We start from the raw sequence: 21056 nt of genomic DNA, 5'->3' as shown, positions 1-21056 counted from the left end.
GGGTGCGCACTCGACTCCTCCCGCTGCTCATCGTCCTGATGGCGGCCGTGCTGTTGGCGCTCGGGGTCCCGCTCGCCGTCAGCCTGGCCGCCGCCCAGCAGCAGAAGGTCGTCGTCGACCGGATCGACGACACGGCGTACTTCGCGGCCATCACTCGCTCCGTGATGGACACCTCCCAGGGCCACCGCGACGAGGGCCGCAACCTCAGCCACGCCCTGGAGAGCTACTACGGCGTCTACGGCATCCGCGCGGGCGTCTTCCTGCCGGGGGACACCCCGCTGGCCAACGCGCCGGAGACCTGGTTCCTGCCCGAGACGGGCGAGGTGCGCGAGGCCTTCGAGGAGGCGCTGCTCAGCCGGCGCAGCCACGACCCGGAGCAGGTGTGGCCCTGGCAGCGGGGCCGACTCGTCGTCGCCTCGCCGGTCGTACGGGACGGCGACGTCGTCGCGGTCGTCGTCACCGACTCGCCCACCGGGGACATGCGCTCGCGGATCCTGTACGGCTGGCTGGTCATCGCCGCGGGCGAGTTCGCCGCGATGCTGCTGGCCGTCGGTGCGGCCCTGCGGCTCACCGGCTGGGTGCTGCGGCCCGTGCGCATCCTGGACGCCACCACGCACGCCATTGCGAGCGGTCGCCTGAAGTCCAGGGTCGCGGCGGCCGGCGGGCCCCCGGAACTCCGGCGCCTGGCCCGGTCGTTCAACGAGATGGCGGACAACGTCGAGGACGTGCTGGAGCAGCAGCGGGCCTTCGTCGCCGACGCCTCGCACCAGCTGCGCAACCCCCTGTCCGCGCTGCTGCTGCGCATCGAGCTGCTCGCCCTCGAACTGCCCGAGGGCAATGAGGAGATCGCCTCGGTCCGGACCGAGGGCAAGCGCCTGGCCCAGGTGCTGGACGACCTGCTGGACCTGGCGCTGGCCGAGCACACCGCGGCCGAACTCCGGCTCATCGACATCGGCGCGCTGACCGCCGAGCGGGTCGCGGCCTGGTCGCCCACGGCCGAGGCCAAGGGCGTGACGCTGGCCGGGGAGTGCCCGGCGACGACCGCGTGGGTCGATCCGGTGGCCCTGTCGTCCGCGCTGGACGCGGTGATCGACAACGCCGTGAAGTTCACGCCCGAGGACCAGCGTGTGGAGGTGACCGTCGCCTCCAACGGCGACACCGCCACCGTCGTCGTGACCGACCTCGGCCCCGGACTGACCGACGAGGAGCTCGTCCGCATCGGCGACCGCTTCTGGCGCAGCGGCCGCCACCAGAACATCAACGGCTCCGGCCTCGGCCTGTCCATCTCCCGGGCCCTGCTCTCGGCGGGCGGCGGGACCATCGCGTACGCCCATCACGAACCGCACGGCCTGAAGGTGACGGTACGGGTGCCGCGGGGCGGGTCGGCGGCCTGAACCGCTGTTACGGCTTGACCGAGCGGTAGTAGCGCCGGGCTCCCTCGTGCAGCGGGAGCGGGTCGGTGTAGATCGCGGTGCGTACGTCGACCAGCTGGGCGGAGTGGACGTGCGCGCCGATGCCGTCGCGGCTGTCCAGGACGGTGCGGGTCAGCCACTCGGTGAGCCGGGGATCCAGGTCCTTGCGGGTCACCAGCACGTTGGCCACGGCCATCGTCGCCACGGTGGACCCGTTCTGGATGGTCCGGTAGGCCGACTCCGGCATGTTGGTGGCCCGGTAGTAGCGGGTGGCGCCGCCCTGGGCGTGCACCTTGGCGACCAGGTCCTCGTCGATCGGCACGAACCGGAACGTGGAGGTCTCCGCGATCTCCGTCAGCCCGCGCGTGGGCAGTCCGCCGGACCAGAAGAACGCGTCGAGGCCGTGCCCCAGCAGCCCGGGCCCGGTGTCGATGCCGTCCGAGCGGGGTGTGATGTCCTTCTCCGGGTCGATCCCGGCCGCCTCCAGCACCCGGGTGGCGATCAGCCGGACGCCCGAGTCGGGCAGCCCTATGGCGACCCGCTTGCCGCGCAGGTCCTTCACGGAGTCGATGTCGGAGTCCGGCGGGACGACGAGCTGCACATAGTCGTCGTACAGCCGTGCCACCCCGCGCAGCCGGTCGGCGCCGGGGCCGTCGGCGAGTTCGTAGGTCTCCACCGCGTCGGCGGCGGCGATGGTGAAGTCGGCCTCGCCGGTGGCCACCCGCTGGACGTTCTGCTGCGAGCCGGCGCTGGGCTGGAGCTCCACCTTCAGATCGGGCATGTCCCTCGCGAGCTCGGCGCGCAGCCGCTCGCCGTACTCGTGGTAGACGCCCGCCTGGGTGCCCGTGCTGAACGTGATCGTCCCGCTCGGCGGCTCCTCGCCCAGGGGCAGCAGCCACCACAGCAGCAGCCCGAGGGCGACGAAGGCGGCGCCCGCGCCCTGGAGGGCCCGGCGCCTGCCGATACGGGGGAACAGCGTGGACATGCGGGCGATCCTGCCAGGCGGTACGCCCCGCTGACCAGGGGCGGCGGCCCGGAGCCCGGCCGATAGGGTCGCCGTATGAGCTCCTCGCCCGCAGATCTGGTCCGTGCCTTCCACCATGCCTTCGGGCTCGACGCCCGCAGTACGCCGACCGAGGTCGCGCCGGAAATGGCCGCGCACCGGGGCGAGTTGCTCGCGGAGGAGGCGGCGGAGGTCGCCGAGGTCGCCGTGACGGGACCGCTGGACAAGCTGGCGCACGAACTGGCGGACGTGGTGTACGTCGCGTACGGCACGGCTCTCGTCCACGGGATCGACCTCGACGCGGTGATCGCCGAGGTGCACCGCTCCAACATGACCAAGCTGGGGCCCGACGGACACGTGGCCCGCCGGGCCGACGGCAAGGTCCTCAAGGGGGAGCACTACCAGGCCCCGGACGTGGCGGAGGTGCTGCGGCGGCAGGGGTGGGGCGAGGGGTCCTGAAGGCTCCGAGCCTTCTGCATGCCCCCTGAGGGCCTCCTGAAGGACTCCTAAAGGGGCGCCGCCTCCTCCGCCGCCTCCCGTGGCTCCGTCTTCCGGCGTCCCGTCCACCACATCGCCACCGGCTCCGTGAAGCGTGCTGTGAGGGGGCCCACGATGACGAGGATGAGGACGTAAGCGGTCGCGAGGGGGCCCAGGGACGACGGTTCGATGCCCGCGCCGACCGCCAGGCCCGCGATGACGATGGAGAACTCGCCGCGGGCCACCAGCGCCCCGCCCGTTCGCCAGCGGCCCTTCTCCGAGATGCCCGCCCGGCGCGCGGCCCAGTAGCCCGTGGCGATCTTCGTCCCGGCGGTCACGATCGCCAGCGCGAGCGCGGGCAGCAGGACCGGCGGGATGCTCGCCGGGTCGGTGTGCAGCCCGAAGAAGACGAAGAACACCGCGGCGAACAGGTCCCGCAAGGGGCTGAGCAGCGTGTGCGCGCCCTCGGCGACCTCCCCCGACAGCGCGATGCCCACCAGGAAGGCGCCCACCGCGGCGGACACCTGGAGCTGCTGGGCGACACCGGCGACCAGGATGGTCAGGCCGAGCACCACCAGCAGCAGCTTCTCGGGGTCGTCGCTGGAGACGAAGCGGGAGATGACGCGGCCGTAGCGGACCGCGGCGAACAGGACGAGGCCCGCCGAGCCGAGGGCGATCGCCAGCGTGATGCTGCCCGTGACCAGGCCCGCCCCGGCGACCAGGGCGGTCACGATCGGCAGGTACACCGCCATCGCCAGGTCCTCCAGGACCAGGACGCTGAGGATGACCGGTGTCTCGCGGTTGCCCACCCGGCCCAGGTCGCCCAGGACCTTCGCGATGACGCCGGACGACGAGATCCAGGTGACGCCGGCCAGCACGACGGCCGCGACGGGACCCCAGCCGAGCAGCAGGGCGGTCGCCGCCCCGGGCAGGGCGTTGAGCGCGCCGTCGACCAGGCCCGCCGGGTAGTGGGACTTGAGGTTGGTGACCAGATCGCCGGCCGTGTACTCCAGGCCGAGCATCAGCAGCAGCAGGATGACGCCGATCTCCGCGCCCGCCGCGACGAACTCCTCGCTCGCCCCGAGCGGCAGCAGCCCGCCCTTGCCGAACGCCAGCCCGGCGAGCAGATACAGCGGGATCGGCGAGAGCCGGAAACGGGCGGCCACCCGGCCGAGCAGACCCAGGCCGAGGATGATCGAGCCGAACTCGATCAGCAGGATGGCGGAATGCACCGACTCACTCCCGCCCGAGTATCGACGCGGCGGAGTCCACGCCCTCGCGGGTGCCGATGACGATCAGAGTGTCACCGCCCATCAGCCGGAAGTCCGGCGCCGGTGAGGGGATCGCCTCGGCCCGGCGCAGCACCGCCACCACGGAGGCGCCCGTCTCGGTGCGCATCCGGGTGTCGCCCAGCAGCCGCCCGTTCCAGCGCGAGGTCGCGGCCACCTCGATCCGCTCGGCCACCAGGCCCAGATCGGTCGTGTACAGCAGGCTCGCGCTGTGGTGCGACGGCTTCAGCGCGTCGATCAGCGAGTCCGCCTCCGATCCGGTCAGCCGCAGGGACTGAAGGCAGGAGTCGGGATCGTCGGTCCGGTAGACGTTCACCGTGCGGCCCCCGTCCCGGTGTGCCACCACGGACAGATGGCGGTGTTCCCGTGTCACGAGGTCGTACTGGACCCCGATGCCGGGCAGCGGTGTCGCCCTCAGACGTGGTGCAGACACGTTTCTCTTCCCCTCCATGGATCGATGCGGCTCAAGGGCCGCCCTGCGGGGCAGGGCAGCCGTCCGCATGCTTCCATCCGCCCGTACGGTGGCGATATGGGTGTTGGCACGGATATACGCGAGGAGACTCGAGCGGCGAGGCTGGTGGGGGCGGTGCCCTGGAGAGCCGGAAGGAGTCGGAACGCGCCCGTGTCCCTGTTCTGGCGGATCTTCTCGCTCAACGCCGTCGGCCTGGTCGTGGCCACGGCGCTGCTGCTGGGCCCGGTCACCGTCTCGACCCCCGTGCTGCCCGCCGAGGCGCTCGTCGTGGTCGTGGGCCTCGCGCTGCTGCTGGTCGGCAACGCCGTCGTGCTGCGCCTCGGGCTCGCCCCGCTCCAGCGTCTCGGCCGCGCCATGGCCGACGCCGACCTGCTGCGCCCCGGCGCCCGCGCGGTGGTCGCCGGTCCGGCCGAGGCGACCGAGCTGATCACGACGTACAACACGATGCTCGACCGGCTCCAGAGCGAGCGGGCCGCCGGGGCCGCCCGCGCGTTGTCGGCACAGGAGCGGGAGCGGCACCGCATCGCGCGGGAGCTGCACGACGAGGTCGGCCAGACCCTGACCGCCGTGCTGCTCCAGCTCAAGCGGGTCGCCGACCGGGCGCCCGAGGGGCTGCGCGAGGAGGTGGCCCAGGCGCAGGAGGCCACCCGCGCGGGGCTCGACGAGATCCGGCGCATCGCCCGCCGGCTGCGCCCCGGCGTCCTGGAGGAACTCGGCCTGGTCAGCGCCCTGCGCTCACTGGCCGGCGAGTTCACCACGCACGGCCTGTCGGTACGCCCTCAGCTCCCTGCCGAACTGCCCCCGCTCACCGAGGAGTCCGAACTCGTGCTCTACCGGGTCGCCCAGGAGGGCCTGACCAACACCGCCCGGCACGCGGCCGCCGACCGCGCGGAGATCAGCCTCGAGCCCGTGTCCCACGGAGTCGAACTCGTCGTACGCGACAACGGCAAGGGACTCGGCGCCGCCCCGGAGGGCGCCGGAATCCGCGGGATGCGGGAGCGGGCGCTGCTGGTGGGGGCGGAGCTGTCGGTGCGGCCGGGGCCCGGGGGCGGCACGGAGGTACGGCTGCGGGTGCCGGCCGCGACCGGGAGCGGCCGCTGATGACCACGCCGATACGTGTCCTGCTCGCCGACGACCACACCCTGGTCCGCCGTGGCGTGCGGCTCATCCTGGACGGCGAGCCGGATCTGGAGGTCGTCGCCGAGGCCTCCGACGGTGCCGAGGCGGTCGCGCTGGCCCGCGCGGGGGAGGTGGATCTCGCGGTGCTGGACATCGCCATGCCGCGGATGACCGGCCTCCAGGCGGCCCGGGAACTCTCCCGCCGGCTGCCGGACCTGCGGATCCTGATCCTGACCATGTACGACAACGAGCAGTACTTCTTCGAGGCGCTGAAGGCGGGCGCGGGCGGCTATGTGCTCAAGTCCGTCGCCGACCGCGATCTGGTCGAGGCGTGCCGGGCCGCCGTACGCGACGAACCGTTCATCTACCCCGGGGCCGAGCGGGCTCTGGTGCGCTCCTACCTGGAGCGGCTGCACGGGGGTGACCGGCTGCCCGAGCGGCCGGTGACCGAGCGGGAGGAGGAGATCCTCAAGCTGGTCGCCGAGGGGCACACCTCGAAGGAGATCGGTGAGCTGCTCTTCATCAGCGCCAAGACGGTCGAGCGGCACCGGGCCAACCTGCTCCAGAAGCTGGGCGTGCGGGACCGGCTGGAACTGACCCGGTATGCCATACGCGCGGGGCTCATCGAGCCCTGAGGCGCAGGTATGGACTAAGCCGGGCCGCCGCGTCATCATGACGCTGCCATGACAACACGGATGAGCTTCCTCAGGGCGGCCCTGGTCGCCGTACTGCTCCTCGTGCCTTTGACGTCCGTCCCCGCGCGGGCGGCCGACGAGGCGGACTGGACGGGCCCGCTCAGCACCCGGGGCCGCTGGATCGTCGACGCGGACGGCGACCGGTTCAAGCTGCGCTCGGGCAACTGGCACGGCGCCAGCGGCACGTGGAACGGCTCGGGCAGCACCGAGGACGACGCCAACCATCACGCGGGCGAGAACTCCGGCCGTATCCCGCTCGGCCTGGACCGTGCCCCCATGGACGAGATCATCGCCGGGTTCCGCGAGATCGGCATCAACAGCATCCGGCTGCCCTTCTCCAACGAGATGATCCGCGACTCCCGCCCCGTCACCGACGACGCCGTGGCCGCCAACCCGTCACTGCGCGGCAAGACCCCGCTCCAGGTCTACGACGTGGTGGTCCGCGAACTGACCGCCGCCGGACTCGCCGTCATCCTCAACAACCACACCAACACCACCCGCTGGTGCTGCGGAGTCGACGGCAACGAGCGCTGGAACGCCAGTCAGTCCACAGCCGCCTGGGAGACCGACTGGCTCTTCATGGCGAACCGCTACAAGGACAACAAACGGGTCGTCGGCGCCGACCTCTACAACGAGGTCCGCCGGAACATCTGGGACGACCCCAACTGGGGCTGGGGCAACGACCACGACTGGTTCGCGGCCTCGCAGCGGGTCGCCGACCGGCTGCTGCTGGAGGCCAACCCGGACCTGCTGATCATCGTCGAGGGCATCAACTGGACCGGCATCCCCATCGACGGCTTCGCCCACGAGCGCCCCACCCTGGAGCCCGTGCGCCGCCTCTCGCACACCCTCGTCGACTCCGGCAAGCTCGTGTACTCCGCCCACTTCTACGACTACACGGGCCCCAACCACAGCGGCGCCACCGGGACCGGCGAGACCACCGACCCCCGCTATCGCGACCTGAGCCCGAGCGAACTGATCTCGGTCCTGAACCGCCAGGCATTCTACGTCGCCTCCGAACCGGACCAGCACTTCACCGCCCCCGTCTGGATCAGCGAGTTCGGCGTCGGGGGCCGCGAGGAGACCGGCGCCAGGCAGCGCGCCTGGTTCGAGAACTTCGTCGACCACCTCATCCGCATGGACGCGGACTTCGCGTACTGGCCCCTCGTCGGCTGGCACGAGGGCCGCACGGGCAACGGCTGGGCGCTCCTGCACTGGGACGCGGCGGGCAACCGGATGGGCGTCCACGACGGCGACGACTGGCGCTCCGCCGCCTGGACCCGGCTGACGTCGGCACAGGGGCGGACCGGACAGGTGGCACCCGTGGCCGACTGGTCCATGCTCAGCCCCGACCACGGCGACTTCATCGCCTCCCGGCGGATGCGGGCCCGGCCCGACTGGGACCCCGGCGCCCGCAAGGCCGTCTGCCCGGACGGACAGCGTCTGTCGGGGCTCAGCCACACCGGGAACCGCGGGCTCTGCTCGGACGTTGGCCTGTCGTCGGGGACGACAGGGGCGTACGAGGTGGTCGTCGACGAACGGCACGTCCGGCCGGGCCAGGACTGGGCGTCCGGCTACACCAAACTCCAGTGCCCGGACGGCTTCGTGCTCACCGGCTACAGCGTCCGGGGCGCCGCGGTCTCGGCCGCGCTGTGCTCGGCTGCCCTGGTCGGCGCCACCGGCGGCCGTACGGTCTGGTTCGACCGGGGCGACAACCGCGGGGCGTCACCCAAGGGCGGGGACTTCGCGTACGGCCACTACAAGGGGCAGTGCGCGGACGACGAGTACGCGGCCGGCATCGCGTACACGGGCCGAGTGGGCTCGGGACGGACGCCGGACGCGCTGTACTGCCGTCGGGTGTGACCGGCGGACGGTTCCGGGTGAGTCCCCGGAGTGCGGATAAAACGGCGACCGGGAGGGGTGCTCCCGGCGCGCCCTTACCCTTGAGGGCATGAGCAGCATCGACCGGAGCCACACCGTGGACGTCAAGCGAACGTATGAGGTGCGCACCTACGGGTGCCAGATGAACGTCCACGACTCCGAGCGATTGTCCGGGCTGCTGGAGGACGCCGGTTACGTCCGTGCCCCCGAGGGCGCCGACGGCGACGCCGACGTCGTCGTCTTCAACACCTGCGCCGTCCGCGAGAACGCCGACAACCGGCTCTACGGCAACCTCGGGCGGCTCGCGCCGAAGAAGGCGTCGCGTCCCGGGATGCAGATCGCGGTGGGCGGCTGCCTCGCGCAGAAGGACCGCGACACCATCGTGAAGAAGGCGCCCTGGGTGGACGTCGTCTTCGGCACGCACAACATCGGCAAACTGCCCGTCCTGCTGGAGCGCGCCCGCGTGCAGGAGGAGGCGCAGGTCGAGATCGCCGAGTCCCTGGAGGCGTTCCCCTCCACGCTGCCGACCCGGCGCGAGAGCGCGTACGCGGCGTGGGTGTCGATCTCCGTCGGCTGCAACAACACCTGCACCTTCTGCATCGTCCCGGCCCTGCGCGGCAAGGAGAAGGACCGTCGCACCGGCGACATCCTCGCCGAGATCGAGGCCCTGGTCGGCGAGGGCGTCTCCGAGATCACGCTGCTCGGCCAGAACGTCAACGCCTACGGCTCCGACATCGGCGACCGCGAGGCGTTCAGCAAGCTGCTGCGGGCCTGCGGGTCCATCGAGGGCCTGGAGCGCGTCCGCTTCACCTCCCCGCACCCGCGTGACTTCACGGACGACGTGATCGCGGCGATGGCCGAGACGCCGAACGTGATGCCGCAGCTCCACATGCCGCTCCAGTCCGGCTCGGACACGGTCCTGAAGGCGATGCGCCGCTCGTACCGCTCGGAGCGCTACCTGGGGATCATCGAGAAGGTCCGCGCGGCCATCCCGCACGCCGCGATCACCACCGACATCATCGTGGGCTTCCCCGGCGAGACCGAGGAGGACTTCGAGCAGACGATGCACGTCGTCCGCGAGGCCCGCTTCACCCAGGCCTTCACCTTCCAGTACTCCAAGCGCCCCGGAACCCCGGCCGCGACCATGGACGACCAGATCCCCAAGGAGGTCGTCCAGGCGCGCTACGAGCGTCTCGTCGCCCTTCAGGAGGAGATCTCCTGGGAGGAGAACAAGAAGCAGGTCGGCCGCACCCTGGAGCTGATGGTCGCCGAGGGCGAGGGCCGCAAGGACGGCGCCACCCACCGCCTCTCCGGCCGCGCCCCCGACAACCGCCTGGTCCACTTCACCAAGCCCGACCAGGAGGTCCGCCCCGGCGACGTGGTCACGGTCGAGATCACCTACGCCGCTCCCCACCACCTCCTCGCGGAGGGCGCGGTCCTCGATGTGCGCCGCACGCGCGCGGGTGACGCCTGGGAGAAGCGGAACGCCGAGCAGGCCGCCAAGTCGGCGGGCGTGATGCTGGGGCTGCCGACGGTCGGCGTTCCGGAGCCGCTGCCGGTGGTCACCGGAGGCTGTGCCGTCGACTGAGCGTCGACTGACGTGCGCGGTCGTGCGGGGTTACGCTGCCGATCATGCTTGTCGCCGCCGCTGTCTGCCCCTGCCCACCGCTGCTCGTGCCCGAGGTCGCCGCGGGTGCCGCGCCCGAACTGGACGCTGCCCGCGCGGCGTGCGCGGACGCGCTCGGCGTACTCGCCGCCGCCCGGCCCGACCGGCTGGTGGTCGTCGGGCCCGCGGGGCAGGAGGGGCACGGGGCGCATCCGGAGGGGGCGCGGGGCTCCTTCCGCGGCTTCGGCGTCGAGGTCGACGTACGGCTGGGGACGGAGCAGGCGGACGACACCGCGCGGGAACTGCCGTCCTCGCTGGCGGTCGCCGCATGGCTGCTGGAGCGGACGGGGTGGGCCGACGCCCCGATCGAGGGACTCGGGGTGGGGGAACCCCTGGACGCCGAGCGGTGTATCGAAGTCGGAAGGGAAATCGCCGCGGGCCCCGAACGCGTGGCGATGCTGGTGATGGGCGACGCCAGCGTCTGCCGCACGCTCAAGGCACCCGGCTACCTAGACGAGCGCGCGGAGCCCTTCGACACGGCCGTCGCGCGGGCGCTGGGCGCGGCGGACGTGGCCGCGCTCAAGACGATGGACACCCAACTGGCGCGGGAACTGAAGGCGTCCGGCCGGGCGCCCTGGCAGGTGCTCGCGGGCGCCGCCGAGGACGCCGGGCTGTCCGGCGCGCTGCTGTACGAGAGCGCGCCGTACGGCGTCGGGTACGTGGTCGCGACCTGGTCGTAGCGGCCGTCCCCGGAACGACGGCGGACGGCCGGGGAGCGGGTTGCTCCGCGACCGTCCGTCGGTGTGCCGTCGGTTCAGGAAGCCGGAGGCGGGGTGGTGTCTCCGCCCGTGCCCGTCCCGCCGCCCGTTCCGTCGTCCTTGTGCGCGAGTCGGTCCATGGCGCCCTTGGCCTTGCCCGTGCCCGTCTGGATCTTGTCGCTGTACTTGCCCTTGGTCTTCTCGTCGACGACCTTGGCAGCCTTGTCCAGACCGTGCTGGATCTTGCCCCCGTGCTGCTGGGCGAGGTCGGACACCTTGCCCTTGGCCGGGCCGAGCTTGGCCTTCAGATTGTTCAGGAGACCCATCGTTCGCCTTCCCACGCGGGATGTTCAGGTGCGGGCGCCCTCGCCGGCCTCACGGTCGGCCGCCTCGTCGGCGGACTGCTGCTTGGGGATCTCGACGCCCTCGCTGTCGACGGCCTTCGTGGCCGTGGCCGTGGCCGTGGCCGTGGCCGTAGCCGTCGTCTCGTCCGCGGCCTTGGCCTCGGCCGAACCCTTCGCCTCAGTGGCCTCTTCCGCCTGAGCCGTCTCTCCCGCCTCGGACCCGGCGGCCTCGGTGCCGGCCTGAGCCTCGTCGGTCGACGCCTCCTGCGTCGTCTTGGACCTCCGGAAAAGCCGTGCCAAAACGCCCATATCAACTCCATACGTTACTCGTGCGGGCGAAATCCCGCGTCGTCCGGTGCGTCCGTTTGCGTCGCCCGGATCGCCGCCTCTCGCAGACCGGCGGCGCGCACCACGCAAACGGCAACGACGTCGGGCGCGGGCCGTCACGTAACTCGTTCGAGGCCACCCCGTGAGGTTTGCGAGACTGGGGCAGTGAGCAGCGCACCCTCCGCCCCCCGCGTCATCGCCGTCGTCGGTCCCACCGCGGCCGGAAAGTCCGATCTGGGCGTCTTCCTGGCCCGACAGCTCGGCGGCGAGGTCGTCAACGCCGACTCCATGCAGCTCTACCGCGGGATGGACATCGGCACCGCCAAGCTGACGCCCGAGGAACGGGACGGCGTCCCCCATCATCTGCTGGACATCTGGGACATCACCGTCACCGCGTCCGTCGCCGAGTACCAGCGGCTCGCCCGCGAGCGGATCGACGCGCTGCTCGCCGAGGGACGCTGGCCGATCCTCGTCGGCGGCTCCGGCCTGTACGTCCGCGGTGCCGTCGACAACCTGGAGTTCCCCGGCACCGACCCCGAGGTCCGCGCCCGCCTGGAGGACGAACTCACCCTGCGCGGCTCGGGCGCCCTGCACGCCCGGCTCGCCGCCGCCGACCCGGACGCCGCGCACGCGATCCTGCCCAGCAACGGCCGCCGTATCGTCCGCGCCCTCGAGGTGATCGAGATCACCGGCCAGCCCTTCACGGCCAACCTGCCGGGCCATGACTCGGTCTACGACACCGTGCAGATCGGCGTCGACGTCACCCGCCCCGAACTCGACGACCGCATCACCCGCCGGGTCGACCGGATGTGGGACGCGGGGCTCGTCGAGGAAGTGCGCGCACTGGAGGCGCAGGGGTTGCGCGAGGGGCGTACGGCCTCGCGCGCGCTCGGCTACCAGCAGGTGCTCGCGGCGCTCGCCGGGGAGTGCACCATGACGGAGGCCCGCGCCGAGACCGTACGTGCCACCAAACGCTTCGCGCGCCGTCAGGATTCATGGTTCAGGCGCGATCCGCGGGTGCACTGGCTGAGTGGGGCTGCGGCGGATCTCACAGAACTTCCGCACCTCGCACTGGCGTTGGTCGAACGACCGGTTACAGCCTGATCACGTCATGGCATCGGGACGCTCCGGCCGTCATCTCGGCCTCCGACGCCGTGCCATCATCGAGCTTCGATCGACCAAGTGGAGTCCGAGTTGGGAGGGCGCGTGGCGATGGAGGCCGGCCCTCGCGACACCGCACAAGGCACCGAATCCGTCACCGGTGACCGGGGCGAACCGGAGCGGGACGGCGACCGTCTGAGCCCGGACGGTCCCGACGAGGCACCGGACGGCGTGACCGACGACGGGCCCGAACCGGAGGAGATGTTCGCCGGGGGCCCCGAGGTCGAGGTCGAGCTGCGCCCGCAGCGCAGGCTGCGCATCTGGCAGCTCGCCCCCATCGTGGCCCTGGCCGCGGTCGGCTCCCTGATGTTCGCCTTCCCGCTGGCCTTCGACTTCGGCGACAGCGGCGCCGTGATCGCCATGCTGGGCCTGCTGATCTGCTCGTGCGCGGCCGGCTGGGGAATGATGGCGGCCCGCCGCGTGGGTTACACGTGGCCCGGCCTGCCCCAGCGGGGCTCCGGGCGGCGCCCGGACTGGCGGGTGGTACTGGCGTACATCGTGGTCGTGGCCGCGGTGGTCGTGCTCGCGGTGTGGCGCGTGGCGCGGCTGCGCTGAGCAGTCGACGCGGCTCCCGGGTGCCTGACCGAGCGGTCGGCTTCCCTTACGTCGCTGCCTGAGCCGTCGGCTCCGCTTCTGTGGCTGTCGGTGCGGCACCGTACGATCGAGGCATGAGCACGCGGATCGCCTTCCTCAAGGGTCACGGCACCGAGAACGACTTCGTGATCGTCCCGGACCCCGAGAACGCCATCGACCTGCCCCCGTCCGCTGTCGCCGCGCTGTGCGACCGGCGCGCGGGCATCGGCGGGGACGGACTGCTGCACGTCGTGCGGTCCGCCGCGCACCCCGAGGCCAAGGACATGGCGGCCGAGGCGGAGTGGTTCATGGATTACCGCAACGGCGACGGCTCGATCGCGGAGATGTGCGGCAACGGCGTCCGCGTCTTCGCCCGCTACCTCCAGCGCGCGGGACACGCCACCGAGGGAGACCTCGCGATCGCCACGCGCGGGGGCGTCAAGCGCGTGCACCTCGCCAAGAACGGCGACGTCACCGTCGGCATGGGCAAGGCGCGCCTGCCCGAGGGCGACGTCACGGTGAGCGTCGGCGAGCGAAGCTGGCCCGCGCGGAACGTGAACATGGGCAATCCGCACGCGGTGGCCTTCGTGGCGGACCTCGCACACGCCGGGAACCTGTACGAGCCGCCGCCGTTCAGCCCGGCCTCGGCCTACCCGGACGGTGTGAACGTCGAGTTCGTCGTCGACCGCGGGCCCCGGCACGTCGCCCTGCGCGTGCACGAGCGCGGCGCGGGGGAGACCCGCTCCTGCGGCACGGGCGCGTGCGCCGTCGCCGTCGCCACGGCCCGCCGCGACGGCGCCGACCCGGCGGTCACCGGCACTCCGTCGACGTACACCGTCGACGTCCCCGGCGGCACCCTGGTGATCACCGAGCTCCCCGACGGCGAGATCGAGATGACCGGCCCCGCGGTGATCGTCGCCGAGGGCGAGTTCGACGCGACCTGGCTGACGACCCTCGCGGGCTGAGCCGGGCAGCGACGCCGACCCATTGGCACCCCGCCCGCTCAGCCGGGCGAGCAGGCCGAACGGTTGGCGGCGGCCCGTTGAGCCTGGGCAACGACTTGGTATCGGTGTGACGGGTGCCCGGTCTGCGGAGGCTTGTCTTCCGCGGCCACCCGGTCGAGGATCGAATCCCCGGTCGGCCGCAGGTCGCGGGGTTCGAAACCGTAAACCTGCGAACCTTCGCTCGAATGGGTGATCCGTTTCACGCTCGGCGAGAGGCGGTCAGCCGCGCGTGATGGGCTCGGTAGCATCAAGCACCGGCCCGGACGGGGGACCGTTGCCAGTCCCCTGAGCCGTGTCCGCCATGGGGCACCCCGTCCGCCGGTCCACGCAGCCGGAGGTGCCCATGAGTGCGGAGGCCACGAACCCCGCGACGCCCGGCCCGGTAACCGGGCCCGCAGCTCGCTGGCGGGCCCGGATCGACCTGCGCCGTCTCGGCCGTGCCGCACTGCTCGGCCCGGCCGCCCGTGACCGGCTGCCCGACGCCATCGGCCATGTCGCCGAGGCCCACCGCGCCCATCACCCCGACGCCGACCTCGAACCGCTGCGCCGCGCGTATGTGCTCGCCGAGTCCTCGCACCGCGGCCAGATGCGCAAGAGCGGCGAGCCGTACATCACGCACCCGCTCGCCGTGACCCTCATCCTCGCCGAACTCGGCGCCGAGACCACGACCTTGACCGCCTCCCTGCTCCACGACACCGTCGAGGAAACCGAGGTGACGCTCGATCAGGTCGGCGAGCAGTTCGGCGCCGAGGTCCGCTATCTCGTCGACGGCGTCACGAAGTTGGAGAAGGTCGACTACGGCGCCGCCGCCGAGCCCGAGACCTTCCGCAAGATGCTCGTCGCCACCGGCAGCGACGTCCGCGTGATGTCGATCAAACTCGCCGACCGGCTGCACAACATGCGCACCCTCGGCGTGATGCGCCCCGAGAAACAGGCCCGCATCGCCAAGGTGACCCGCGACGTCCTCATCCCGCTCGCCGAACGCCTCGGCGTCCAGGCGCTCAAGACCGAGCTGGAGGACCTGGTTTTCGCGATCCTGCACCCCGAGGAGTACGAGCACACGCGGGAGCTGATCGTCGACAACGCCTCCCGCGCGGACGACCCGCTCGCCGAGGTCGCCGACGAGATGCGCACCGTCCTCCGGGACGCCGACATCCAGGCCGAAGTCCTCATCCGGCCACGCCACTTCGTCTCCGTCCACCGGGTCGCCCGCAAACGCGGCCGGCTGCGCGGCGCGGACTTCGGACGGCTGCTGGTGCTGGTCGGCGAGGACGCGGACTGTTACGGCGTCCTGGGCGAGCTGCACACCTGTATGACGCCGGTCGTCTCGGAGTTCAAGGACTTCATCGCCGTACCGAAGTTCAACCTGTACCAGTCCCTGCACACGGCGGTGGCCCGCGAGGACGGACAGGTCGTCGAAGTCCTCATCCGCACCCACCAGATGCACAAGGTCGCCGAGGCCGGGGTGATCGCACTCGGCAACCCCTACGCCCCTTCCTCCGACGAGCCCGTCGACGGCGAGCGCGCCGACCCGACCCGCCCCGGCTGGCTCTCCCGCCTCCTGGACTGGCAGGAGGCGGCCCCCGACCCCGACACCTTCTGGTCCACCCTCCGCGAGGACCTCGCCCAGGACCGTGAGATCACCGTCTTCCGCCCCGACGGCGGCACCCTCGGCCTGCCCGAGGGCGCGAGCTGCGTGGACGCGGCCTACGCGCAGTACGGCGAGGACGCCCACGCGTGCATCGGCGCGCGCGTGAACGGCCGTCTGGCGACCCTGAGCACGGTTCTGAGGGACGGCGACACCGTTCAGCTCCTCATGGGCCAGGACCCTGCCTCCGAGCCCTCCAGGGAGTGGCTGGAGCACGCCCACACCCCCGCGGCCCGCATCGCCATCCAGCGCTGGCTGGCCTCACACCCCTCCGCGGAGGACGCGGACCCGCGCCCGGAGGACGGCGCCACCACTCCCCGCCCCACGACGGAGGCACTGTCGCTGGAGGGTTCACCGACGGCCCGACCCGCGGCCAACGTCGTCGTCGACCAGCCGGACGCGACGGTACGGCTGGCAGGCTGCTGCACACCGGTGCCCCCCGACGGGATCACCGGCTTCGCGGTACGCGGGGGCGCGGTGACCGTCCACCGCGTGGAGTGCGCGGCGGTGTCCCGCATGAAGAGCACGGGCCGGCCGGAGATCCCCGTCCACTGGGGCGACACCAGCGAGTGCCGGGTGACGCTGGTAGCGGAATCGTTCGTCCGCCCGCATCTGCTGGCCGACCTCACGGAGGCGATGGCCCTGGAGGGCGCCGAGATCGTCTCGGCGACGGTGGAACCGCCCACCCAGCAGCGGGTCCGGCACACCTACACCCTCCAACTCCCGGACGCAGCCCACCTGCCCGCCCTGATGCGGGCGATGCGGAACGTGGCCGGGGTGTACGACGTGGCCAGGACGCAGACACAGCCTGGCGTGTCGTAGGACGGCGGGAGTTGCCTCAGCAGAGCGCGACCACCCCGTTCGGGTGGGCCGGGCGCGCGTCGTCGCCGCCCCGGGTGCCGCCGCTGGTAGCGGTGGTCCATGCCGCACACCCCCCGCAAGGCCACAGCCCTCCTCGCCTCGGCCGTAACCGTCTGTCTCGTTGCCGCCAGTGCCCCCGCCGAACCCCTGGGCCTCGGCGACCGCCTCTTCCCGCACCTGGGCAATCCGGGCTACGACGTCGCCGCGTACGACCTCGCCTTCACCTTCCCCGGCAGCAACAGCAAGCCCCTCCAGGCCGTCACCACCATCGACGCCTGGACGACGGCCGCACTCGACCGCGTCAACCTCGACTTCGCCCACGGCACGGTCGACTCCGTGGAGCTGGACGGCGAACCGGCCGCCTTCGTCACCACCGGCGAGGACCTGGTCGTCACCCCGGCCGACCCGCTGCCCCCAGGCAGCTGGATGCGGATCACCGTGCGGCACACCAGCGACCCCATGCCCGCGAAGGACCGCGACGGCGGCTGGGTGCGCACCGCGGACGGCCTCGCCATGGCCAACCAGGCCGACGCCGCCCACCTGATCTTCCCCGGCAACGACCACCCCTCGGACAAGGCGATGTTCACCATCAAGGTGACCGCCCCGAGCGGCTACACGGCCGTCGCCAACGGCGTCCCCACCGACGTGGACCGCTCCCGCGCGGTGACGACCTGGACGTACCGCACCCAGCACCCCATGGCCACCGAACTCACCCAGGTCTCCATCGGCCGCTCCACGGTCCTGCGCCGCACCGGCCCGCACGCCCTCCCCGTCCGCGACGTCGTCCCCACCGCGCACCGCGCGAAGCTGGAACCCTGGCTGGCGAAGACCCCGGACCAGATCTCCTGGATGGAGAGCAAGGTCGGCCGCTACCCCTTCGAGACGTACGGCGTGCTCATGGCGGACGTGAACACCGGCTTCGAACTGGAGACACAGACCCTCTCCCTCTTCGAGAAGGGCCTGTTCACCGAGCGCGGCTACCCCGCCTGGTACGTGGAATCGATCATGGTGCACGAGCTGGCGCACCAGTGGTTCGGCAACAGCGTCAGCCCCCGCACCTGGTCCGACCTGTGGCTCAACGAAGGCCACGCCACCTGGTACGAGGCCCTGTACGCGGAGGAGAAGGCCGACCGCCCCCTGGCAGCGCGGATGAAGGCCGCGTACGGCGTCTCCGACCGCTGGCGCACCGCCGGCGGGCCCCCGGCCGCGCCCAAGGCCCCCGACTCCGGCCAGAAGATCAGCATCTTCCGCCCCAACGTCTACGACGGCGCCGCACTCGTCCTCTACGCCCTCCGCCAGGAGATCGGCCGCCCCGCCTTCGACCGGCTGGAGCGCGCCTGGGTCACCCGCCACCAGGACGGCGTCGCCGGCACCGACGACTTCGTCGCCCTCGCCTCGGAGGTCACCGGACGCGATCTGCACGACTTCCTCCACCCCTGGCTGTACGGCGAGAGGACCCCGCCCATGCCCGGCCACCCGGACTGGAAGCCGGTCGCTCCGGCGAAGGCCGCACGCGCCGAATAAGGCGATGACGAGACGCCCCGTCCCGTGCGACCATCTTCAGGTCGGCGCGGTACGGAGCCCGGAACCCCAGCGGTTCCGCGGGAATCTCCCGGGGCACTCGTACGTTGTGCACAATGACCGCCGAACCGGAATCCTCAACGACGTAAGGACCCAATGACCTCCTCTTCTTCCCCTTCCCAGGACTCGCAGCGCCTCGCGCACAACTACGCCGAAGGTCTTCGGGCCGATGCCCTGATGGAAGAGGACGTCGCCTGGAGCCACGACATCGACGGAGAGCGGGACGGCGAACAGTTCGACCGCTCCGAGCGCGCGGCTCTGCGCCGCGTGGCCGGACTCTCCACCGAACTCGAGGACGTCACCGAGGTCGAGTACCGCCAGCTGCGTCTGGAGCGGGTCGTCCTCGTGGGTGTCTGGACCACCGGGACCGTGCAGGACGCGGAGAACTCCCTCGCGGAACTCGCCGCCCTCGCCGAGACCGCGGGCGCGCTCGTGCTCGACGGTGTGATCCAGCGGCGCGACAAGCCCGACGCCGCCACCTACATCGGTTCCGGCAAGGCCAACGAGCTGCGGGACATCGTCCTCGAAAGCGGCGCCGACACGGTCATCTGTGATGGTGAGCTCAGCCCCGGCCAGCTCATCCACCTCGAAGACGTCGTCAAGGTCAAGGTCATCGACCGTACGGCCCTGATCCTCGACATCTTCGCCCAGCACGCCAAGTCCCGAGAGGGCAAGGCGCAGGTCGCGCTCGCGCAGATGCAGTACATGCTGCCGCGGCTGCGCGGTTGGGGTCAGTCGCTGTCCCGGCAGATGGGCGGCGGCAAGGGCGGCGGCCTCGCCACCCGTGGTCCCGGTGAGACCAAGATCGAGACGGACCGGCGCCGGATCCGCGAGAAGATGGCGAAGATGCGCCGGGAGATCGCGGAGATGAAGACCGGCCGCGAGATCAAGCGCCAGGAGCGCAAGCGCAACAAGGTGCCGTCCGTCGCCATCGCGGGCTACACCAACGCAGGCAAGTCCTCGCTGCTCAACCGCCTCACGGGCGCGGGCGTGCTGGTCGAGAACGCCCTGTTCGCGACCCTCGATCCGACCGTGCGCCGGGCCGAGACCCCGAGCGGCCGGCTGTACACCCTGGCGGACACCGTCGGCTTCGTCCGGCACCTGCCGCACCACCTGGTCGAGGCGTTCCGCTCCACCATGGAGGAGGTCGGCGAGTCCGACCTGATCCTGCACGTGGTCGACGGTTCGCACCCGGACCCGGAGGAGCAGCTGGCCGCCGTACGCGAAGTGATCACGGACGTGGGTGCCACCCGCGTACCCGAGATCGTCGTGATCAACAAGGCCGACGCGGCCGACCCGCTGACGCTCCAGCGGCTGCTGCGGATCGAGAAGCGCTCCATCGCGGTCTCGGCCCGCACCGGCCAGGGCATCGCGGAACTGCTCGCGCTGATCGACAACGAACTGCCCCGGCCCTCGGTCGAGATCGAGGCGCTGGTGCCGTACACCCTCGGCAAGCTCGTCGCCCGCGCGCACGACGAGGGCGAGGTGATCTCCGAGGAGCACACCCCGGAGGGCACCCTGCTCAAGGTGCGGGTGCACGAGGAACTGGCGGCGGAACTCGCGCCGTATGTGCCGACTCCGGCGGTCTGACGGACTCTGTCGGACTCCGACGGACGCACGAAGGCCCGCCTCGGTGAGACACCGGGGCGGGCCTTCGTCATGCCGTCGTGATCACTGACCGCCGTAGGTCTTGCTCATGTTCTGGTACAGCGCCTCGGCGCCCTTGCCGAGCTGCGGGCCCGCCAGCCAGGTGTTGTCCTCGGGACCGATCGAGGTGTTCGACACCAGCTTGGTCTCGCCGTCCACCACCCGGAACCAGCCACCGCCGGACGAGCCACCGGTCATCGTGCAGCCGATCCGGTACATCGTCGGCAGCGTCGGGCTCAGCGACAGACGGCCCGGCTGGTCGAGGCACTTGAACATCTTCAGACCGTTGTACGGCGGCGCCGCCGGGTAGCCCCAGGCGCCCATCGTGCCGGACTCGGTCGCGGACGGCGCCGAGAAGTCCACGTCCAGCGCGGCCCCGACGGTCTCCTCCAGCGACTTCGCGCCCTGCTCCGGCTTCACATGCAGCACCGAGTAGTCGTACGCCGCACCCGCGCCGCCCGTGGACGAGCCGCCCTGGATCCACTCGTTCGACGTGGAGGCCCAGTCCGCCCACCAGTTGCCGTAGGGGGCGATCTCGGTGGAGTCGGCGTTGCTCAGGTCCGCCTCGGACTTGCCGAGGTCGTTGTAGGCCGGGACGAAGACGATGTTGCGGTACCAGCCGCCCTCACCGCCCGCGTGCACACAGTGGCCGGCCGTCCAGACCAGGTTGGACTTGCCGGGGTGGTTGACGTCCTTGACCACCGTGCCGGAACAGACCGCGGGACCGTCCGGGGAGTCGAAGAACACCTTGCCGACGGGCGCCGCGTTCTGGTGGTACGGCGTCTTCTCGGCCGTCGCCTCCACGGGCGCGGGCTCCGGGTCGCTGACGCCCTGGTCGGCGGAGGCGTCCTTGGTGGAGATGGTCTTGTCGGCCTCCTTCGCGGACTGCATCCGCTCCGGCTTCCACAGACCCTCGATCACCGGGTTGACGAAGTCCTTGGCCTCACTGAGCCACTTGTCCTTGTCCCAGTCCTGCCAGCCGCCGTCGGCCCAGGCATCGACGTCGATGCCGTGCTCCTTCAGCTTGTCGGCGATGCCCGCGGGAACCTCGGCCTTGCCCTGATCGGCCGCCTGGGAAGCGCTGGGCTTGTCACTCGCCTCGTCGTCGCCGGAACCGCCGCACGCGGTCGCGGTCAGTGCCACGGCCGCGAGAAGCGCGGTGGCGGCGAGGCGGGAACGTGTGGAACGCATGGTGCGA

At 71.7% G+C, this 21056-nt stretch carries 19 protein-coding genes; 13 read left to right on the top strand and 6 right to left on the bottom strand.

The window, feature by feature from the left end:
• Positions 1-2 precede the first annotated feature (2 nt).
• Entirely contained in the window at positions 3-1394 is a 1392-nt protein-coding gene (locus BN159_RS12985) for a sensor histidine kinase (RefSeq protein WP_041819192.1), read from the top strand.
• A 7-nt stretch (positions 1395-1401) separates the two neighbouring features.
• Here the strand turns inward: BN159_RS12985 and BN159_RS12980 are convergent, their stop codons facing one another.
• Positions 1402-2397, bottom strand: a complete 996-nt coding sequence (locus BN159_RS12980; protein ID WP_015657439.1) for a TAXI family TRAP transporter solute-binding subunit — start codon at positions 2395-2397, stop codon at positions 1402-1404.
• Between the two features lie 75 nt (positions 2398-2472).
• Between BN159_RS12980 and BN159_RS12975 the strand changes: the two genes are divergently transcribed.
• Positions 2473-2874 carry a pyrophosphohydrolase domain-containing protein gene (locus tag BN159_RS12975; RefSeq protein WP_015657438.1) on the top strand — a complete coding sequence of 134 codons (402 nt, stop codon included), beginning with the start codon at positions 2473-2475 and terminating at the stop codon, positions 2872-2874.
• Positions 2875-2921: 47 nt separating this feature from the next.
• On the opposite strand, the gene BN159_RS12970 is transcribed toward BN159_RS12975, so the two are convergent.
• Together BN159_RS12970 and BN159_RS12965 are read right to left on the bottom strand one after the other, a co-directional pair.
• The gene (locus tag BN159_RS12970; RefSeq protein WP_015657437.1) at positions 2922-4124 is read right to left on the bottom strand and encodes a cation:proton antiporter; all 1203 of its coding nucleotides are present in this window, start codon (positions 4122-4124) and stop codon (positions 2922-2924) included.
• 4 nt (positions 4125-4128) lie between these two features.
• Positions 4129-4614 carry a TrkA C-terminal domain-containing protein gene (locus BN159_RS12965; RefSeq protein WP_041819190.1) on the bottom strand — a complete coding sequence of 162 codons (486 nt, stop codon included), beginning with the start codon at positions 4612-4614 and terminating at the stop codon, positions 4129-4131.
• 189 nt (positions 4615-4803) lie between these two features.
• Between BN159_RS12965 and BN159_RS12960 the strand changes: the two genes are divergently transcribed.
• The 5 genes from BN159_RS12960 to BN159_RS12940 all read left to right on the top strand — a co-directional run bounded on the left by BN159_RS12960 (position 4804) and on the right by BN159_RS12940 (position 10694).
• Entirely contained in the window at positions 4804-5754 is a 951-nt protein-coding gene (locus BN159_RS12960; protein ID WP_015657435.1) for a sensor histidine kinase, read from the top strand.
• The gene (locus BN159_RS12955; protein ID WP_015657434.1) at positions 5754-6407 is read left to right on the top strand and encodes a response regulator; all 654 of its coding nucleotides are present in this window, start codon (positions 5754-5756) and stop codon (positions 6405-6407) included. The genes BN159_RS12960 and BN159_RS12955 overlap by 1 nt, the downstream gene beginning before the upstream one ends.
• Positions 6408-6455: 48 nt before the next feature.
• On the top strand, positions 6456-8330 hold the full coding sequence (locus BN159_RS12950) for a glycoside hydrolase family 5 protein (protein WP_041819187.1): 1875 nt from the start codon (positions 6456-6458) through the stop codon (positions 8328-8330).
• A gap of 88 nt (positions 8331-8418) precedes the next feature.
• Positions 8419-9936 carry a tRNA (N6-isopentenyl adenosine(37)-C2)-methylthiotransferase MiaB gene (gene miaB, locus BN159_RS12945; protein ID WP_015657432.1) on the top strand — a complete coding sequence of 506 codons (1518 nt, stop codon included), beginning with the start codon at positions 8419-8421 and terminating at the stop codon, positions 9934-9936.
• A gap of 44 nt (positions 9937-9980) precedes the next feature.
• Positions 9981-10694, top strand: coding sequence for a class III extradiol dioxygenase subunit B-like domain-containing protein (locus tag BN159_RS12940; RefSeq protein WP_015657431.1), 714 nt, complete (start codon positions 9981-9983; stop codon positions 10692-10694).
• A gap of 74 nt (positions 10695-10768) precedes the next feature.
• Here BN159_RS12940 and BN159_RS12935 read toward each other — a convergent pair whose 3' ends face one another.
• Together BN159_RS12935 and BN159_RS12930 are read right to left on the bottom strand one after the other, a co-directional pair.
• Positions 10769-11038, bottom strand: coding sequence for an antitoxin (locus BN159_RS12935; RefSeq protein ID WP_015657430.1), 270 nt, complete (start codon positions 11036-11038; stop codon positions 10769-10771).
• A gap of 24 nt (positions 11039-11062) precedes the next feature.
• Positions 11063-11365 carry a hypothetical protein gene (locus tag BN159_RS12930; protein ID WP_015657429.1) on the bottom strand — a complete coding sequence of 101 codons (303 nt, stop codon included), beginning with the start codon at positions 11363-11365 and terminating at the stop codon, positions 11063-11065.
• A 183-nt stretch (positions 11366-11548) separates the two neighbouring features.
• On the opposite strand from BN159_RS12930, the gene miaA reads away from it, so the two are divergent.
• From miaA to hflX, 6 genes are all read left to right on the top strand, one after another.
• Positions 11549-12487, top strand: coding sequence for a tRNA (adenosine(37)-N6)-dimethylallyltransferase MiaA (miaA, locus tag BN159_RS12925; protein ID WP_015657428.1), 939 nt, complete (start codon positions 11549-11551; stop codon positions 12485-12487).
• Positions 12488-12595: 108 nt separating this feature from the next.
• Positions 12596-13099 carry a hypothetical protein gene (locus BN159_RS12920; RefSeq protein ID WP_015657427.1) on the top strand — a complete coding sequence of 168 codons (504 nt, stop codon included), beginning with the start codon at positions 12596-12598 and terminating at the stop codon, positions 13097-13099.
• Positions 13100-13212: 113 nt separating this feature from the next.
• On the top strand, positions 13213-14082 hold the full coding sequence (gene dapF, locus BN159_RS12915; RefSeq protein ID WP_015657426.1) for a diaminopimelate epimerase: 870 nt from the start codon (positions 13213-13215) through the stop codon (positions 14080-14082).
• A 382-nt stretch (positions 14083-14464) separates the two neighbouring features.
• Positions 14465-16591 carry a RelA/SpoT family protein gene (locus tag BN159_RS12910; RefSeq protein WP_015657425.1) on the top strand — a complete coding sequence of 709 codons (2127 nt, stop codon included), beginning with the start codon at positions 14465-14467 and terminating at the stop codon, positions 16589-16591.
• A gap of 99 nt (positions 16592-16690) precedes the next feature.
• A complete protein-coding gene (locus BN159_RS12905; RefSeq protein ID WP_015657424.1) occupies positions 16691-18154 on the top strand; it encodes a M1 family metallopeptidase in 1464 nt (487 codons plus the stop codon).
• Positions 18155-18307: 153 nt separating this feature from the next.
• A complete protein-coding gene (gene hflX, locus BN159_RS12900) occupies positions 18308-19801 on the top strand; it encodes a GTPase HflX (RefSeq protein ID WP_015657423.1) in 1494 nt (497 codons plus the stop codon).
• An 81-nt stretch (positions 19802-19882) separates the two neighbouring features.
• On the opposite strand, the gene BN159_RS12895 is transcribed toward hflX, so the two are convergent.
• Positions 19883-21049 carry a trypsin-like serine peptidase gene (locus BN159_RS12895; RefSeq protein ID WP_015657422.1) on the bottom strand — a complete coding sequence of 389 codons (1167 nt, stop codon included), beginning with the start codon at positions 21047-21049 and terminating at the stop codon, positions 19883-19885.
• Positions 21050-21056 lie beyond the last annotated feature (7 nt).

Origin of the sequence: Streptomyces davaonensis JCM 4913, from assembly GCF_000349325.1 — a bacterium.
Classification (GTDB): Bacteria; Actinomycetota; Actinomycetes; order Streptomycetales; family Streptomycetaceae; genus Streptomyces; species Streptomyces davaonensis.
This window is presented reverse-complemented; position numbering and strand designations above follow the sequence as displayed.

Excerpts from the sequence above, each read along its gene's own strand:
- BN159_RS12980 (WP_015657439.1), bottom strand. The coding sequence starts at position 2,397 with ATGTCCACGCTGTTCCCCCGTATCGGCAGGCGCCGGGCCCTCCAGGGC.
- BN159_RS12975 (WP_015657438.1), top strand. The coding sequence starts at position 2,473 with ATGAGCTCCTCGCCCGCAGATCTGGTCCGTGCCTTCCACCATGCCTTC.
- BN159_RS12955 (WP_015657434.1), top strand. The coding sequence starts at position 5,754 with ATGACCACGCCGATACGTGTCCTGCTCGCCGACGACCACACCCTGGTC.
- BN159_RS12950 (WP_041819187.1), top strand. The coding sequence starts at position 6,456 with ATGACAACACGGATGAGCTTCCTCAGGGCGGCCCTGGTCGCCGTACTG.
- miaB (WP_015657432.1), top strand. The coding sequence starts at position 8,419 with ATGAGCAGCATCGACCGGAGCCACACCGTGGACGTCAAGCGAACGTAT.
- BN159_RS12940 (WP_015657431.1), top strand. The coding sequence starts at position 9,981 with ATGCTTGTCGCCGCCGCTGTCTGCCCCTGCCCACCGCTGCTCGTGCCC.
- BN159_RS12935 (WP_015657430.1), bottom strand. The coding sequence starts at position 11,038 with ATGGGTCTCCTGAACAATCTGAAGGCCAAGCTCGGCCCGGCCAAGGGC.
- BN159_RS12930 (WP_015657429.1), bottom strand. The coding sequence starts at position 11,365 with ATGGGCGTTTTGGCACGGCTTTTCCGGAGGTCCAAGACGACGCAGGAG.
- BN159_RS12920 (WP_015657427.1), top strand. The coding sequence starts at position 12,596 with ATGGAGGCCGGCCCTCGCGACACCGCACAAGGCACCGAATCCGTCACC.
- dapF (WP_015657426.1), top strand. The coding sequence starts at position 13,213 with ATGAGCACGCGGATCGCCTTCCTCAAGGGTCACGGCACCGAGAACGAC.
- BN159_RS12910 (WP_015657425.1), top strand. The coding sequence starts at position 14,465 with ATGAGTGCGGAGGCCACGAACCCCGCGACGCCCGGCCCGGTAACCGGG.
- BN159_RS12905 (WP_015657424.1), top strand. The coding sequence starts at position 16,691 with ATGCCGCACACCCCCCGCAAGGCCACAGCCCTCCTCGCCTCGGCCGTA.
- hflX (WP_015657423.1), top strand. The coding sequence starts at position 18,308 with ATGACCTCCTCTTCTTCCCCTTCCCAGGACTCGCAGCGCCTCGCGCAC.
- BN159_RS12895 (WP_015657422.1), bottom strand. The coding sequence starts at position 21,049 with ATGCGTTCCACACGTTCCCGCCTCGCCGCCACCGCGCTTCTCGCGGCC.